The organism is Pseudomonas sp. DWP3-1-2 (assembly GCF_049896285.1).
Taxonomy (GTDB): Bacteria; Pseudomonadota; Gammaproteobacteria; order Pseudomonadales; family Pseudomonadaceae; genus Aquipseudomonas.
Genome location: NZ_JAFCTZ010000002.1, coordinates 156,473 through 169,232, shown reverse-complemented (window position 1 = coordinate 169,232; position 12,760 = coordinate 156,473). Strand labels below are relative to the sequence as shown.

General features: G+C 58.2%; 12 protein-coding genes. 3 read left to right on the top strand and 9 right to left on the bottom strand.

Going from position 1 to position 12,760, the window contains the following annotated elements; all coding sequences use genetic code 11:
- The first annotated feature begins 67 nt into the window (after nt 1-67).
- Both ACP7B0_RS06650 and ACP7B0_RS06645 read left to right on the top strand, forming a co-directional pair.
- On the top strand, nt 68-1,234 hold the full coding sequence (locus tag ACP7B0_RS06650) for an efflux RND transporter periplasmic adaptor subunit (protein ID WP_426140273.1): 1,167 nt from the start codon (nt 68-70) through the stop codon (nt 1,232-1,234).
- A 14-nt stretch (nt 1,235-1,248) separates the two neighbouring features.
- Nucleotides 1,249-4,311, top strand: coding sequence for a multidrug efflux RND transporter permease subunit (locus ACP7B0_RS06645; protein WP_426140272.1), 3,063 nt, complete (start codon nt 1,249-1,251; stop codon nt 4,309-4,311).
- Between the two features lie 54 nt (nt 4,312-4,365).
- Here ACP7B0_RS06645 and ACP7B0_RS06640 read toward each other — a convergent pair whose 3' ends face one another.
- From ACP7B0_RS06640 to colR, 5 genes are all read right to left on the bottom strand, one after another.
- The gene (locus tag ACP7B0_RS06640; RefSeq protein WP_426140271.1) at nt 4,366-4,593 is read right to left on the bottom strand and encodes a hypothetical protein; all 228 of its coding nucleotides are present in this window, start codon (nt 4,591-4,593) and stop codon (nt 4,366-4,368) included.
- Entirely contained in the window at nt 4,593-5,309 is a 717-nt protein-coding gene (locus ACP7B0_RS06635) for a lipopolysaccharide kinase InaA family protein (RefSeq protein ID WP_426140270.1), read from the bottom strand. The genes ACP7B0_RS06640 and ACP7B0_RS06635 overlap by 1 nt, the downstream gene beginning before the upstream one ends.
- A 4-nt stretch (nt 5,310-5,313) precedes the next feature.
- Nucleotides 5,314-5,994: a class I SAM-dependent methyltransferase gene (locus tag ACP7B0_RS06630; protein ID WP_426140268.1), complete on the bottom strand. Its 681-nt coding sequence runs from the start codon at nt 5,992-5,994 to the stop codon at nt 5,314-5,316.
- A 190-nt stretch (nt 5,995-6,184) separates the two neighbouring features.
- The gene (locus ACP7B0_RS06625) at nt 6,185-7,468 is read right to left on the bottom strand and encodes a sensor histidine kinase (protein ID WP_426140267.1); all 1,284 of its coding nucleotides are present in this window, start codon (nt 7,466-7,468) and stop codon (nt 6,185-6,187) included.
- Complete coding sequence (gene colR / locus ACP7B0_RS06620) at nt 7,458-8,141, bottom strand: two-component system response regulator ColR (RefSeq protein ID WP_426140266.1); 684 nt, start codon at nt 8,139-8,141, stop codon at nt 7,458-7,460. The genes ACP7B0_RS06625 and colR overlap by 11 nt, the downstream gene beginning before the upstream one ends.
- Nucleotides 8,142-8,323: 182 nt before the next feature.
- Here colR and ACP7B0_RS06615 point away from each other — a divergent pair, with 182 nt between their 5' ends.
- Nucleotides 8,324-9,067 carry a phosphatase PAP2 family protein gene (locus ACP7B0_RS06615; protein ID WP_426140265.1) on the top strand — a complete coding sequence of 248 codons (744 nt, stop codon included), beginning with the start codon at nt 8,324-8,326 and terminating at the stop codon, nt 9,065-9,067.
- 87 nt (nt 9,068-9,154) lie between these two features.
- On the opposite strand, the gene groL is transcribed toward ACP7B0_RS06615, so the two are convergent.
- The 4 genes from groL to ACP7B0_RS06595 all read right to left on the bottom strand — a co-directional run bounded on the left by groL (nt 9,155) and on the right by ACP7B0_RS06595 (nt 12,698).
- On the bottom strand, nt 9,155-10,801 hold the full coding sequence (groL, locus tag ACP7B0_RS06610) for a chaperonin GroEL (RefSeq protein ID WP_426140264.1): 1,647 nt from the start codon (nt 10,799-10,801) through the stop codon (nt 9,155-9,157).
- Nucleotides 10,802-10,850: 49 nt separating this feature from the next.
- Nucleotides 10,851-11,144, bottom strand: coding sequence for a co-chaperone GroES (locus ACP7B0_RS06605; protein WP_020292988.1), 294 nt, complete (start codon nt 11,142-11,144; stop codon nt 10,851-10,853).
- A 273-nt stretch (nt 11,145-11,417) separates the two neighbouring features.
- Nucleotides 11,418-11,900 (bottom strand): FxsA family protein, encoded by a 483-nt coding sequence (locus ACP7B0_RS06600; RefSeq protein WP_426140263.1) that lies wholly within the window; start codon nt 11,898-11,900, stop codon nt 11,418-11,420.
- Nucleotides 11,901-11,966: 66 nt separating this feature from the next.
- Nucleotides 11,967-12,698, bottom strand: coding sequence for a HugZ family protein (locus tag ACP7B0_RS06595; protein ID WP_426140262.1), 732 nt, complete (start codon nt 12,696-12,698; stop codon nt 11,967-11,969).
- Nucleotides 12,699-12,760: the final 62 nt, after the last annotated feature.

The following is a 12,760-nucleotide window of genomic DNA, read 5'->3' as shown; positions in this document are numbered from 1 at the left end:
GGCAGATTCCCGAGCCGCAGGACTAACGTGCTCGCCTGATTCAACCTGTATTTGCAAGGAAGTGAATATGCTGCGTCGCCGTATGTGGATCATGCTGGGTGTAGTGCTGTTGGTGGTATTACTGCTGGCGGGCTACAAGGCTTTTTCTGTCTATCAACAAATCCAACAGTTCAGCGCGCCCAAACCGCCGATCAGTGTGCCGGTGGTCACCGCCAGCGAGCGCGAGTGGCAAAGCCGGTTGCCGGCCATTGGTACGCTCAAAGCCTTGCAAGGCGTTGACCTGAGCCTGGAAATCGCGGGCACGGTGAAGGCGGTGCTGTTTGATTCAGGGCAGAGTGTCCGCGTCGGTCAGCCTCTGTTGCAACTGGACAGCGACGTGGAAAAAGCCTTGCTGGGCACCGCGCAGGCCGACCTTGGCCTGGCCCGGGTAGAACACGGTCGCGGCAGCCGACTGGTGGGCGACCAGGCCATCTCCAAAGGTGAATTTGACAAGCTGGCGGCGCAACTGGAAAAGGCCAATGCGACGGTGGCGCAATTGAATGCGTCGCTGGCGAAAAAACGCATTCTGGCGCCGTTCAGCGGCATCATCGGCATTCGTCAGGTGGATGTGGGTGACTACCTGGCCAGCGGCACGGTCATCGCCACCTTGCAGGATCTGAGCAGCCTCTATCTCGACTTCAACGTGCCCGAACAGGCGCTGCCAAGCCTGGCTGTGGGTCAGAAAGCCCTGGTCAGTGTGGCGGCCTATCCCGGGCAGCGCTTCGAAGCAACGCTCAGCGCAATCAACCCCAAGGTCGATGAAGCCACTCGCAACGTACTGGTACGCGCCACACTTCCCAACCCTGAAAGCAAATTGCTGCCCGGTATGTTCGGCGATCTTCAGGTCCTGTTACCCGGCCCCAAGACGCAAATCGTCCTGCCGGAAAGTGCGATCACCTACACGCTCTATGGCAACTCGGTGTACGTCGTCGCTCCAGAGAAAGTAACGTCGGAAAAAAGCGACAAGGCAGAGCCGGAACAAAACGCCAAGGGCCAGCCGCGCCTGGTCGTCGAGCGACGCTTTGTGGAAACCGGCGAACGCCGCGATGGGCTGGTGATCATCAGCAAAGGGATCAAGGCAGGCGAGCAAGTGGTGAGCGGTGGTCAGCTCAAGCTGGACAGCGGCGCGCATGTCGCCATCAGCGCTGACACGACCCTGGCCCCCGAACCACACAGCCAGCCTCGCGCGAACTGATCAAGGAATTCTTCATGGCCTTTACAGATCCGTTCATACGCCGGCCGGTGCTCGCCACCGTGGTCAGCCTGTTGATTGTGCTGCTGGGTTTCCAGGCTTTCAGCAAGCTGACGATTCGCCAGTATCCGCAAATGGAAAACGCCCTGATCACGGTGACCACGGCGTACCCCGGTGCCAATGCCGAAACCATTCAGGGCTATATCACACAACCCCTGCAGCAAAGTCTGGCGAGTGCTGAAGGCATCGACTACATGACGTCGGTCAGCCGCCAGAATTTTTCAGTAGTGTCGGTTTATGCACGCATCGGCGCTGACAGCGACCGACTGTTCACCGAATTGCTGGCCAAGGCCAACGAAGTGAAGAACCAACTGCCGCAAGATGCCGAGGATCCGGTGCTCAGCAAGGAAGCGGCCGACGCTTCGGCACTGATGTACATCAGTTTCTACAGTACCGAGTTGAGCAATCCGCAGATCACCGATTACCTGTCCCGCGTGGTCCAGCCGAAACTGGCGACGCTGCCGGGTATGGCAGAAGCCGAAATCCTCGGCAATCAGGTCTTCGCCATGCGGCTGTGGCTCGATCCTGTACGTCTGGCGGGCTTTGGCCTCACGGCGGCAGATGTCACCGATGCGGTACGGCGCTACAACTATCTGTCGGCGGCTGGCGAGATCAAGGGCGAGTATGTCGTCACCAGCATTAACGCCACCACAGAGCTGAAATCCGCCGAAGCCTTCGCCGCCATCCCCCTCAAGACCGTGGGTGACCGTCGCGTTTTGCTGGGCGATGTGGCGCGAGTGGAGATGGGCGCGGAAAACTACGATACCGTCAGCTCGTTCGATGGCACGCCTTCGGTCTATATCGGCATCAAGGGCACGCCCAGTTCCAACCCGCTGGATGTGATCAAGGAAGTGCGACGCATCATGCCGGAGCTGGAAAGCCAGCTTCCGCCCAGCCTGAAGGTTTCCATTGCTTACGACGCCACGCTGTTCATCCAGGCCTCGATCAACGAGGTGGTGAAAACCCTGATTGAAGCGGTGCTGATCGTGATTGTCGTGGTGTTCCTGTTCCTGGGTGCGTTTCGCTCGGTGCTGATTCCGGTGATCACGATTCCGCTGTCGATGATCGGCGTGCTGTTCTTCATGCAACTGATGGGTTACTCCATCAACCTGTTGACACTGTTGGCCATGGTGCTGGCCATCGGTCTGGTGGTGGATGACGCGATTGTCGTCGTGGAGAACATCCATCGGCACATCGAGGAAGGCAAGACGCCGCTTGATGCAGCGCTGGAAGGCGCGCGTGAGATCGCCATGCCGGTGGTCTCCATGACCATCACGCTGGCGGCGGTGTATGCGCCCATCGGCTTTCTGGAGGGTCTGACGGGGGCCTTGTTCAAGGAGTTTGCCCTGACGCTGGCCGGCGCGGTGGTGATTTCAGGCATTGTCGCGCTCACCCTGTCGCCGATGATGTGCGCCTTGCTCCTGCGCCATGAAGAAAACCCCAGCGGTCTGGCCCACAAGCTCGATCAGATTTTCGAGCGCCTCAAGACACGCTACCGTCACATGCTCCACGGCACGCTCAATACGCGCCCGGTGGTGTTGGTCTTTGCCGTGATCGTGTTGTGTCTGATTCCCGTACTGATCAAGTTCACACAGTCGGAACTGGCCCCGGATGAAGACCAAGGCATTGTTTTCCTGATGGCGACGTCGCCGCAGCCCACGAATCTGAATTACATCAACCACTACACCGACCAGTTCATCGAGATATTCAAAGCGTTTCCCGAGTATTACTCGTCGTTCCAGATCAACGGCTTCAACGGTGTGCAAACCGGCGTCGGCGGCTTCCTGCTCAAACCCTGGGACGAACGCAGCCGCACGCAGATGGAGATTCTGCCGGAGGTTCAGGCAAAGCTGGCTGGCATCAGTGGCCTGCAGATTTTCGGCTTCAACCTGCCATCGCTTCCAGGCACGGGTGAAGGCCTGCCCTTTCAGTTTGTGATCAACACGCCCAATGACTACGCATCACTGCTGCAAGTGGCGGAGCGCATCAAGGCGCGCGCGTCGGAGTCGGGCAAGTTTGCCTTTCTGGACATCGACCTGGCCTTCGACAAACCGGAAGTGGTGGTGGATATCGACCGGGCCAAGGCGGCGCAGATGGGGGTTTCCATGGCCGACCTGGGCGCAACGCTGGCCACTTTGCTGGGAGAGGCGGAAATCAACCGCTTCACCATCGAAGGGCGCAGCTACAAAGTAATTGCTCAGGTTGAACGTGCTTTTCGGGACAACCCGGGCTGGCTGAACAACTATTACGTCAAGAACAGCGAAGGCCAGTTGCTGGCGCTTTCCACCGTGATCACCGTCAGTGACCGCGCCCGGCCACGCCAGTTGAATCAATTCCAGCAACTCAACTCCGCCATCATCCAGGGGTTCCCCATCGTCAGCATGGGCGAGGCTATCGACACGGTCCGCCAGATCGCCAGCGAAGAAGCGCCGGCAGGGTTTGCCTATGACTACGCGGGCGCGTCGCGACAATACGTTCAGGAAGGCAGCGCGTTGTGGGTCACCTTCGCTTTGGCCTTGGCGATCATCTTTCTGGTATTGGCGGCTCAATTCGAGAGTTTCCGCGATCCGCTGGTGATACTGGTCACCGTGCCGCTGTCGATTTGCGGCGCCTTGATTCCGCTGTTCCTGGGTTTTTCCAGCATGAACATCTACACCCAGGTGGGGCTGGTGACGCTGATCGGGCTGATCAGCAAACACGGGATTCTGATCGTGGAATTCGCCAATCAGCTGCGCCGGGACAAAGGTCTGTCAGCCAGGGAAGCGGTGGAAGAAGCGGCGGCGATTCGCCTGCGCCCCGTATTGATGACCACCGCTGCCATGGTTTTCGGCATGGTACCCTTGATTCTGGCGACCGGAGCCGGTGCCGTGAGCCGGTTCGATATCGGTATCGTGATTGCGACGGGGATGTCGGTCGGGACGTTGTTTACGTTGTTCGTGCTGCCATGCGTCTATACCGTGTTGGCGGCGCCGGAAAAGAACCCGGTGGCGGCAGAGCGACCTGTGCAGCCTCAGCCCTGACAACCTGCAAAAACTAAAAGGCCCCGGAAACGGGGCCTATGCCAGCAAACTGTCTTAACGTTGCGGCCCTGAGCCTTGAGCCAGGCCGAACATCAACAGCAGTAGATCGTGGTCGGGTTTCAGATCACGCTCGATCCGGGCCACCCTCGGCAACAGACATTGGCCCTCACCCTGTGAGGCACTCAGGATCTTCGTACCTGGCTCTTCCCAGGCCGCGACCGCAACCGAAGCAACAGCCAACGCGCCCAGTACAAAAATAGTTCGAGCCAGTTCTAGTTTCATCACTCTAACCCTTTGATGGTGTTGCCAAACACTGCCTCGTAAAAGTAAACCAGTTTTTGCCAGTCCGCCGTGCTGAATGACGAATGGCGCCGTAATTGTTTCATGTCGTGCTGGGCAGCCGCATAAGGCGTCAGGCGGCGGCGGCACTTTTCAAGGTCCAGCAGCGCAACTTCAGCCCGGGCATCCGCGCCCTCGCCGACCACGCGGACGAATACGTGCTTGATGTAGATGCAGCTGTGTTGCCAGCGGCCGCGATGCATACGCGCCAGGTTGACTGCCAGTTCATGGAGCATCTGCTCATGCAACGCCTCGCCATAGCGCTCGCGACCACCGGCGGCATACCAGTTCTCGATTTCTTCAAAACCGTCCAGCGCGGCGGTCACCAGCAATGCGCGCCACTCATTGTTTTCATCGCGCTCGGCCCCGCAGAAAATCATCTTCGGCACATTCACGTCGAGCTGCCGCAAGCCTTCCAGCGCGTCGCGCTCGCGCAGTACGGTGGGTCGGCCAAACGGGTGAAGCCAGCTGCGATAGATATGCCCGGTCTGACGTTTGATGTAGATCAACCGACCGTTTTCAGTCAGGACGCGCTGCACGCCGCTTTCACCACCACGACGAATATTGGGCTCTTCAACCCACTCCCCGCGCTGGTTCCAGAAATAGGCAAAGCGCTCGCCTTGGCCAACTGTCGATTCTGCTACACCTTCCACACCCATCCTGTTACCTCTTGCGCAATAAATAGACACGCCACATGGCGTACATCGGCAGGAAATCCATCCGCTCCTGGATTCGAAAACCTGCCTGTTCAAATTCGGCTTCTACAGTAGCCACGGGTAACACAAAGCGATTCTGGTAACCTTCCTGGCCCTTTTCCTCGCGCCGCTTGCGCTCACTGCGCTTGCGTTTCCAGGCCTTGAAATTGCCGTCCACCCACAGCGAGATGATCACGCTGTCGCGCGTAACACGCTGAAACTCCTGCAATAACGCCACCCGATGGGCCGCGTCGCCCACATGGTGCAGCAGGCGCATGCAAAAAATACTGTCCACGGCATTGTCGGGTAGATCAATCGCAAACGCTGATGTCTGCAAGGGTTGTACCCGTTTCACCACCTCGACGGGCTGAGACTGGCACGCCGTGCTGAGCATGTCGGCGGAATTGTCAGCGCCGATGATCACTCGATTGGGCTTTTCCGCCAGCAGCGGCCAGAACCGGCCCGCGCCGCAAGGCAAATCAAGCACCAGGCCAGGATCACCCGCAAGCTTCAGGGCTTTGCGGGCCAGTTGCTCATCGCGCCTGTGAGACAGCCTTCGCGACAGATTGTCCTGATGCTTCTGCAAATATTTTTGAGCGTGCTGTTGATTGTACTTACGGGAAAACTCGAGCTCGATTCGTTTGCTCATGGTGAATCTCCTGATTCAGATAGCTGCCAACTTAGCCAGCCTTGCGTCATCGTCAGGTCATACAAATGTGAAAAAAATGTCACTTGACAGGACAAGTGTTTCTAGAGTTTTCAACCGCTTAAAGCCAGCACCCCGCCACTCTTCAGGAGAGCGACGGTTTTTGCGAGTCAGAAACACTGGGATTTAAAGGTCACCGGGGGTTTAGCTTGACGCTAAAGCGGCACCCGTTGGGCTCCATCGAACTCAGACCGACGGTCCAGCCCTGGTTTTCGCAAATCCGCTGCACCAGCGACAAGCCCAGGCCAAGCCCTTCCCCGCGTTTTTCATTACCGCGCACAAACGGCTCAAACATCGCCTCGCGCTTTTCTTCAGGGATGCCCACCCCGCTGTCCTCAACAAAGAAGCCATCGGCTTGTAAGGTCAACGTGATGAAACCGGTGTCGGTGTAGTGCAAGGCGTTGCGCAGCAGGTTGCCCATGACGGCATGGAGAAAAGTGGCGTTGTACAGAACGTCCGCCGATGGGTCAGCGGCATCCGGAAGAAAATTCAACGTCAACCCTTTGCTTTCGATAGGGCCTCGCCACAACGCGACCAGTTGTTCCGCGACGGTACGCAGCCCTACTCTGGGCGTCATGGTTGCGTCTTCACGCTGGGTACGGGCCAGCATCAGGAAGGTCTGGACGAGGTCGCGCATTTCCTCACAAGCCCGAGCGATACGTTCTACCTGAGCACGGGCACGGGTATCCAGCGCCGGATTCTCAAGCAGTAACTCACAGGAGCTGGCAAGCACCATCAAGGGCGTGCGCAATTCATGGCTCACGTCGCTGGTGAACATGCGCTCGCGAGTCAACGCATTGCGCAAGCGGCCCAGCGTTGCGTCGAACGCCACGGCCAGCTCGCCCACTTCATCCGCGGCGTAATCAGGGGCCAGAGGGGGTGCAAGCCCCAGCAGTTGATCCCGATGCCGGACTTGCCTGGCCAGGCGCACAACCGGTGCCATGACTCGACGCGCCAGGACCCAGCCCAGAAACACCGCCAGCGCCAACGCCAGCACGAACCCGACCAATACCACGGCAAACAGGACGCGCTCACGCTCCTCGAAATCGCTTTGATCCTGCAGAAGCACATACCGCCGACCGTCTACCACTTCGACCATGGCATGGTAGGACAAGGGGCCGCGGAAGACCTCGTGAAACCCCGGCTCCAGATGACGCAAATCCTTGGGCACATCAAAGTCCCCGGGACCGCCGCTGAAATAAAACAGCTGGTCAGGCTCGGGGCGATGGCTCCAGTCGCTGACGCTGTCCATCAGCAGCAACCGATTGAGGTCGCCGCCCAGGCCTGCGGAAATCAGTTTTTCTTCAACCAGGTGCACCGTGGCGACGATCCCCATGGCGAAAGACCCGGCGACCAGAGCGCTCATCAGGGCAAAGGCGATGATGATCCGTTGCGCGAGGCTTTGCTTAAACTCCATCTTTACCCTCGGCCAGGCGGTACCCGACGCCGTGCACGGTTTGCAGCAGCGGCTTTGGAAACGGCTTGTCGATGACCTGACGCAGTTGGTGAACATGGCTACGCAGGCTGTCGCTGTCCGGACAATCGTCGCCCCACAAGGCTTCTTCGAGAATCTCCCGGCGCAAGACGTGGGGGCTTTTCTGCATCAATACGGCCAGCAGTTTCAAGCCAACCGGGTTGAGCTTGAGCAGTCGCCCTTCGCGGGTGACCTCCAGCGTGTCCAGGTCGTAGATCAGGTCCGCCACCTGCAGGGTCCGGCGACCGCCGCCCTGGGCCCTGCGCAGTACCGCCTCGATACGTGCGGCCAGTTCAGACAGGGCAAACGGCTTGAGCAAATAGTCGTCTGCACCGGAACGGAAGCCTTGCAGGCGGTCGTCGAGCTGATCCCGGGCAGTGAGCATGATGACCGGGGTATCGCGCCGCGCATCTTCGCGCAGGCGTTTGCACAGGGTGTAGCCGTCAATGCCGGGCAACATGATATCGAGCACGATCAGGTCGTAATGCTCGGTGGCGGCCAGATGCAATCCGGAAAGACCATCCTGAGCGCAATCGACGGTATAGCCCTTCATTTCCAGGTAATCCGCGAGGTTGGCAAGAATGTCGCGGTTGTCTTCAACGAGCAGAATTCGCATGGTGCCGCCCTCCGTATGCAATAAGGCTGGCGCAGCTTAAGGCCAAGTCAGTCTCAGGACCAGCGCCGGATGGCCTAACGTTTTTTTCACTCGGGATTCACGGCTTTCCGACAGCCAGAAAATCAGACTAGTCCTCCCTCGGCCGTCGTACGAGGTTTCCCTTTCGCTGATCTGGATCCGCCATGTCGAGAGCTTCAGTCCCGCCTTACTCACGCCCGCTCAACCTCTGGATAGTTTTGGGTATCCCCGCTTTCACCGCCTTCGTTCTGGTTTTGCTGGAACTGACAACCCTGGACATGGACATCGCCAAACTGGCGTATGACCCTGTTGCAGGCGCGTTCATCGGCAGACACAGCTACTTTCTCGAAAACGTGATGCATGACTGGGCCAAGAATGCCGTGATCGCAGCAGGTGTGTTGTCGCTGATTGCGTTCATTGCCGCATTCAAGGTCAAGCGGTTGATGCCATGGCGGCGGGAGTTGGGGTGCCTGGTGCTGTCCATGGCGCTGTCCACCAGTTTCGTCACGCCCATCAAAGTCGTGACCTCCGTGCAATGCCCTTGGAGCCTGACGGAATTTGGTGGCAAGGAGACCTACAGCGAGCTGCTCAGCCCGCGTCCGGAAACAGACAAGCCAGGACGTTGCTGGCCCGGCGGGCACGCGGCAACGGGTTTTACGCTGTTTGCGTTGTTCTTCATGTTCCGCGACCGGCGTCCGCGCCTGGCCACAGCGGGGCTGATCCTCGCGTTCGGTCTCGGGACAGTCTTTTCCATCGGACGCATGCTGCAAGGCGCGCACTTCTTTTCGCATAACGTCTGGACGGCGGTGTTTTGCTGGCTGATTTGTCTGGGGGCTTATTACGCGGTCTTGTACCGGCCCGTGCCGAAACCGGCGCGGGTGGTTGAGGCGGAGCGTACAGCAAGCTGAGAAGCAAACTCTGTTGGAGCGAGCCCATAAAAAAACCCCGCACGAGGCGGGGTTCTTTTTGGGTGTTACTTCGGGGGTAAAGCTGGCTTACATCATGCCGCCCATACCACCCATGCCGCCCATGTCCGGCATGCCGCCGCCAGACGACTTACTGTCGTCTGCCACTTCAGCGATCATCGCTTCGGTGGTGATCATCAGGCTGGCGATCGAGGACGCGGCCTGCAGAGCAGAGCGAGTCACTTTAGCCGGGTCAAGGATGCCCATCTCGATCATGTCGCCGTATTCGCCGGTAGCAGCGTTGTAACCGAAGTTACCCGAACCCTGCTTGACCTTGTCGACAACAACGCTTGGCTCGTCACCGGAGTTGGCAACGATCTGGCGCAGTGGCGCTTCTACAGCGCGACGCAGCAGAGCGATACCCACGTCCTGATCGGCGTTGTCGCCTTTCAGACCTTCGATTGCCTGCAGGGAGCGAACCAGAGCCACGCCACCGCCAGGTACCACGCCTTCTTCAACGGCTGCACGAGTGGCGTGCAAGGCGTCTTCAACGCGGGCTTTCTTCTCTTTCATTTCAACTTCGGAACCAGCGCCGACTTTGATGACTGCAACGCCGCCGGACAGCTTGGCCAGACGCTCTTGCAGTTTTTCTTTGTCGTAATCCGAAGTGGTGTCACCGATTTGCTGGCGGATCTGAGCGATACGCGAGTCGATGTCGGTTTTAACGCCGGCACCGTCGATGATGGTGGTGTTTTCTTTGTTCAGCACGACGCGCTTGGCATTACCCAGGTGTTCCAGGGTAGTGGTTTCCAGGCTCAGGCCGATCTCTTCGGAGATAACGGTACCGCCAGTCAGAACGGCGATGTCCTGCAGCATGGCCTTGCGACGGTCGCCGAAGCCCGGGGCTTTGACGGCTGCAACTTTCACGATGCCACGCATGTTGTTCACAACCAGAGTCGCCAGGGCTTCGCCTTCAACGTCTTCAGCAACGATCAACAGCGGACGGCCAGCTTTGGCCACTGCTTCCAGAACCGGCAGCATTTCGCGGATGTTGGAGATTTTCTTGTCGACCAGCAGGATCAGCGGGCTGTCCAGCTCGGCAACCATGGTGTCCGGCTTGTTGATGAAGTACGGGGACAGGTAGCCACGGTCAAACTGCATGCCTTCTACAACAGACAATTCGTTTTCCAGACCCGAACCTTCTTCAACGGTGATAACGCCGTCTTTGGTCACTTTTTCCATGGCTTCAGCAATGATGTCGCCGATGGAATTGTCGGAGTTGGCCGAGATAGTACCGACCTGGGCGATTGCCTTGGTGTCGGTGCATGGCTTGGACAGCAGCTTCAGCTGAGCAACGATGGCGATGGTCGCCTTGTCGATGCCGCGCTTGAGGTCCATCGGGTTCATGCCGGCAGCGACGGCTTTCAGGCCTTCGTTGACGATAGCCTGAGCCAGAACGGTTGCAGTGGTAGTACCGTCACCGGCGTCATCGTTGGCACGGGAAGCAACGTCTTTGACCAGCTGCGCGCCCATGTTTTCGAAACGATCTTTGAGTTCGATTTCCTTGGCAACCGAAACGCCGTCCTTGGTGATCAAAGGAGCGCCGAAGCTCTTCTCGATAATCACGTTACGGCCTTTTGGACCCAGCGTTGCTTTTACTGCGTCAGCCAGGACGTTTACACCGGCGAGCATTTTTTTACGGCCAGCATCGCCGAACTTAACTTCTTTAGCAGCCATGATCGATATTCCTTAAATACTGAGTAGTAACGAAAGGTAGCGGGATGACTCAGGCTTCGACGACCGCGAGAATTTCGTTCTCGCTCATCACCAGCAGGTCTTCGCCATCAACTTTCACAGTGTTGCTGCCGGAGTAAGGGCCAAACACTACTTTGTCACCCACTTTCACGGCCAGCGCACGCACTTCACCGTTGTCCAGCACGCGGCCGGTACCCACAGCGAGGATCTCGCCACGGTTTGGCTTTTCAGCAGCCGAACCCGGCAGAACAATACCGCCAGCAGTTTTCGATTCTTCTTCGCTGCGACGGATTACGACGCGGTCATGCAGAGGACGAAGCTTCATTGTCGATCTCCTAATTATGGTTTTTAAACGGCCGGTAACGACACCAGCGGGTTAGAACATCCGGCGTTGCCGGTTACGGTTCGACGAGCGAACCGCAGAATACGGTCTGGCCATGTAGCCAGAAACCTTGCGGTGACCCATACATAAGGGCGGGCAAGGTGATTACAAGGCTTGGGGGATAATTTTTTTGCTTGGGCGTGGTCGCTGTCAGCCCCGACGTGACACCCGCACAGGCTGCGCAGGTGCCACATTCATTGGGCTACAGCCCCGCAGCTATTTGTCGCGATGCTCAAACTCGCCTTCGATCACGTCAGGTTCGCGTGTGGGCGGATGGATCGCGCCGGGTCGGCTTGGGCCGTGGCTGGTCGGCATGTCATCGCTGAACGCGCGTTGACGAATGGCTTGTTCCTCGGCGCGCTGACGCAGCTTGTTGACCAGCACTCGACGAGTCACCGGCAACAGACAGATCACACCCAGAATGTCGCTGATGAAACCGGGCAACAGCAGCAGGCCACCGCCCACCGCAATCATCAGGCCCTCCATCATTTGCTGAGCGGGCAGCTCACCACGCGCCAGGCTTTCACGCGCCCGCAGCGCAGTGGCGAACCCGGCCACGCGAATGACAAATATGCCAAGCATGGACGTCGCCACGACCAGCAGAAACGTCGGCAGGAAGCCGATGGACATGGCTACCCGAACCAGAACAAACAGCTCAAGCACCGGAAACAGTAGAAAGAGCAGCAAAAAAACACGCATCAAATGACTTCCTCAACGCAAGAATGCCTTGCAGTAGACCTTAAGTGACGTCGCAAATACGTGAATTCAAGCGCCTTGCACGTCACGAGCAGGCCATTTTTCCGCATGAGCCAGCTGAACCAAGGCTTCGCGCACTTGTGTCGGCGTATTACAGGGCTCTGCGAAGGGCAACCAGTATAGGCCCTGACCGATCCGCAGGTGCATGCCTTCGCTGTCGATACCGGCCAGTTGGGCCGGTTCACTCTGGGGCAATCCCGTGAGTTGCACGTAATGGGCGATGGCCTTGGCGTGATCTTCATTCATGTGTTCAACCATGCTGGTCTCGGTAGCCCCCGCAAAAGGGTTTGGCAGGGCCACGTTATCGAGCCAGTGAATGGCACCAAATCCGCCGATGAAGCGATAGCGCACCGGGATCAGCACCCAGAAATCGAAATCATGGGCCGAGTGATAGCTGCGTGACTCCGGGAAATAGCGGTAATAACGCTCGGCAGCGGCTTCAACATCCAAAGGCTCGGTGATTTTTTGAGCTTCAGCCATGACCGTGACGCGCCCGGTGGCCTGAACATCCACGGCTTCGCGCTCGCCCACCAACAACGAACACTTGGGGTCCTGCCCCAGATTGTGCGTGTGCTGCGCGATTCGACTGATCAGGATCAAAGGCCTGCCCTGCCCGTCCAGGCAATAAGGAACAGAGGAACCGAACGGATAGCCAGGCATGGATTTGGAGTGGGTCGACAGCACCCCTCTGTATTCCTTGAGCAGCAGTTCTCGTGCATGCTTGGCGGCCTTGATGCTCATTTTTTGACTCCTGTTAACTATTCAGTCAGTAAGACGATCATTCAACACACTCTCTCTCCCCT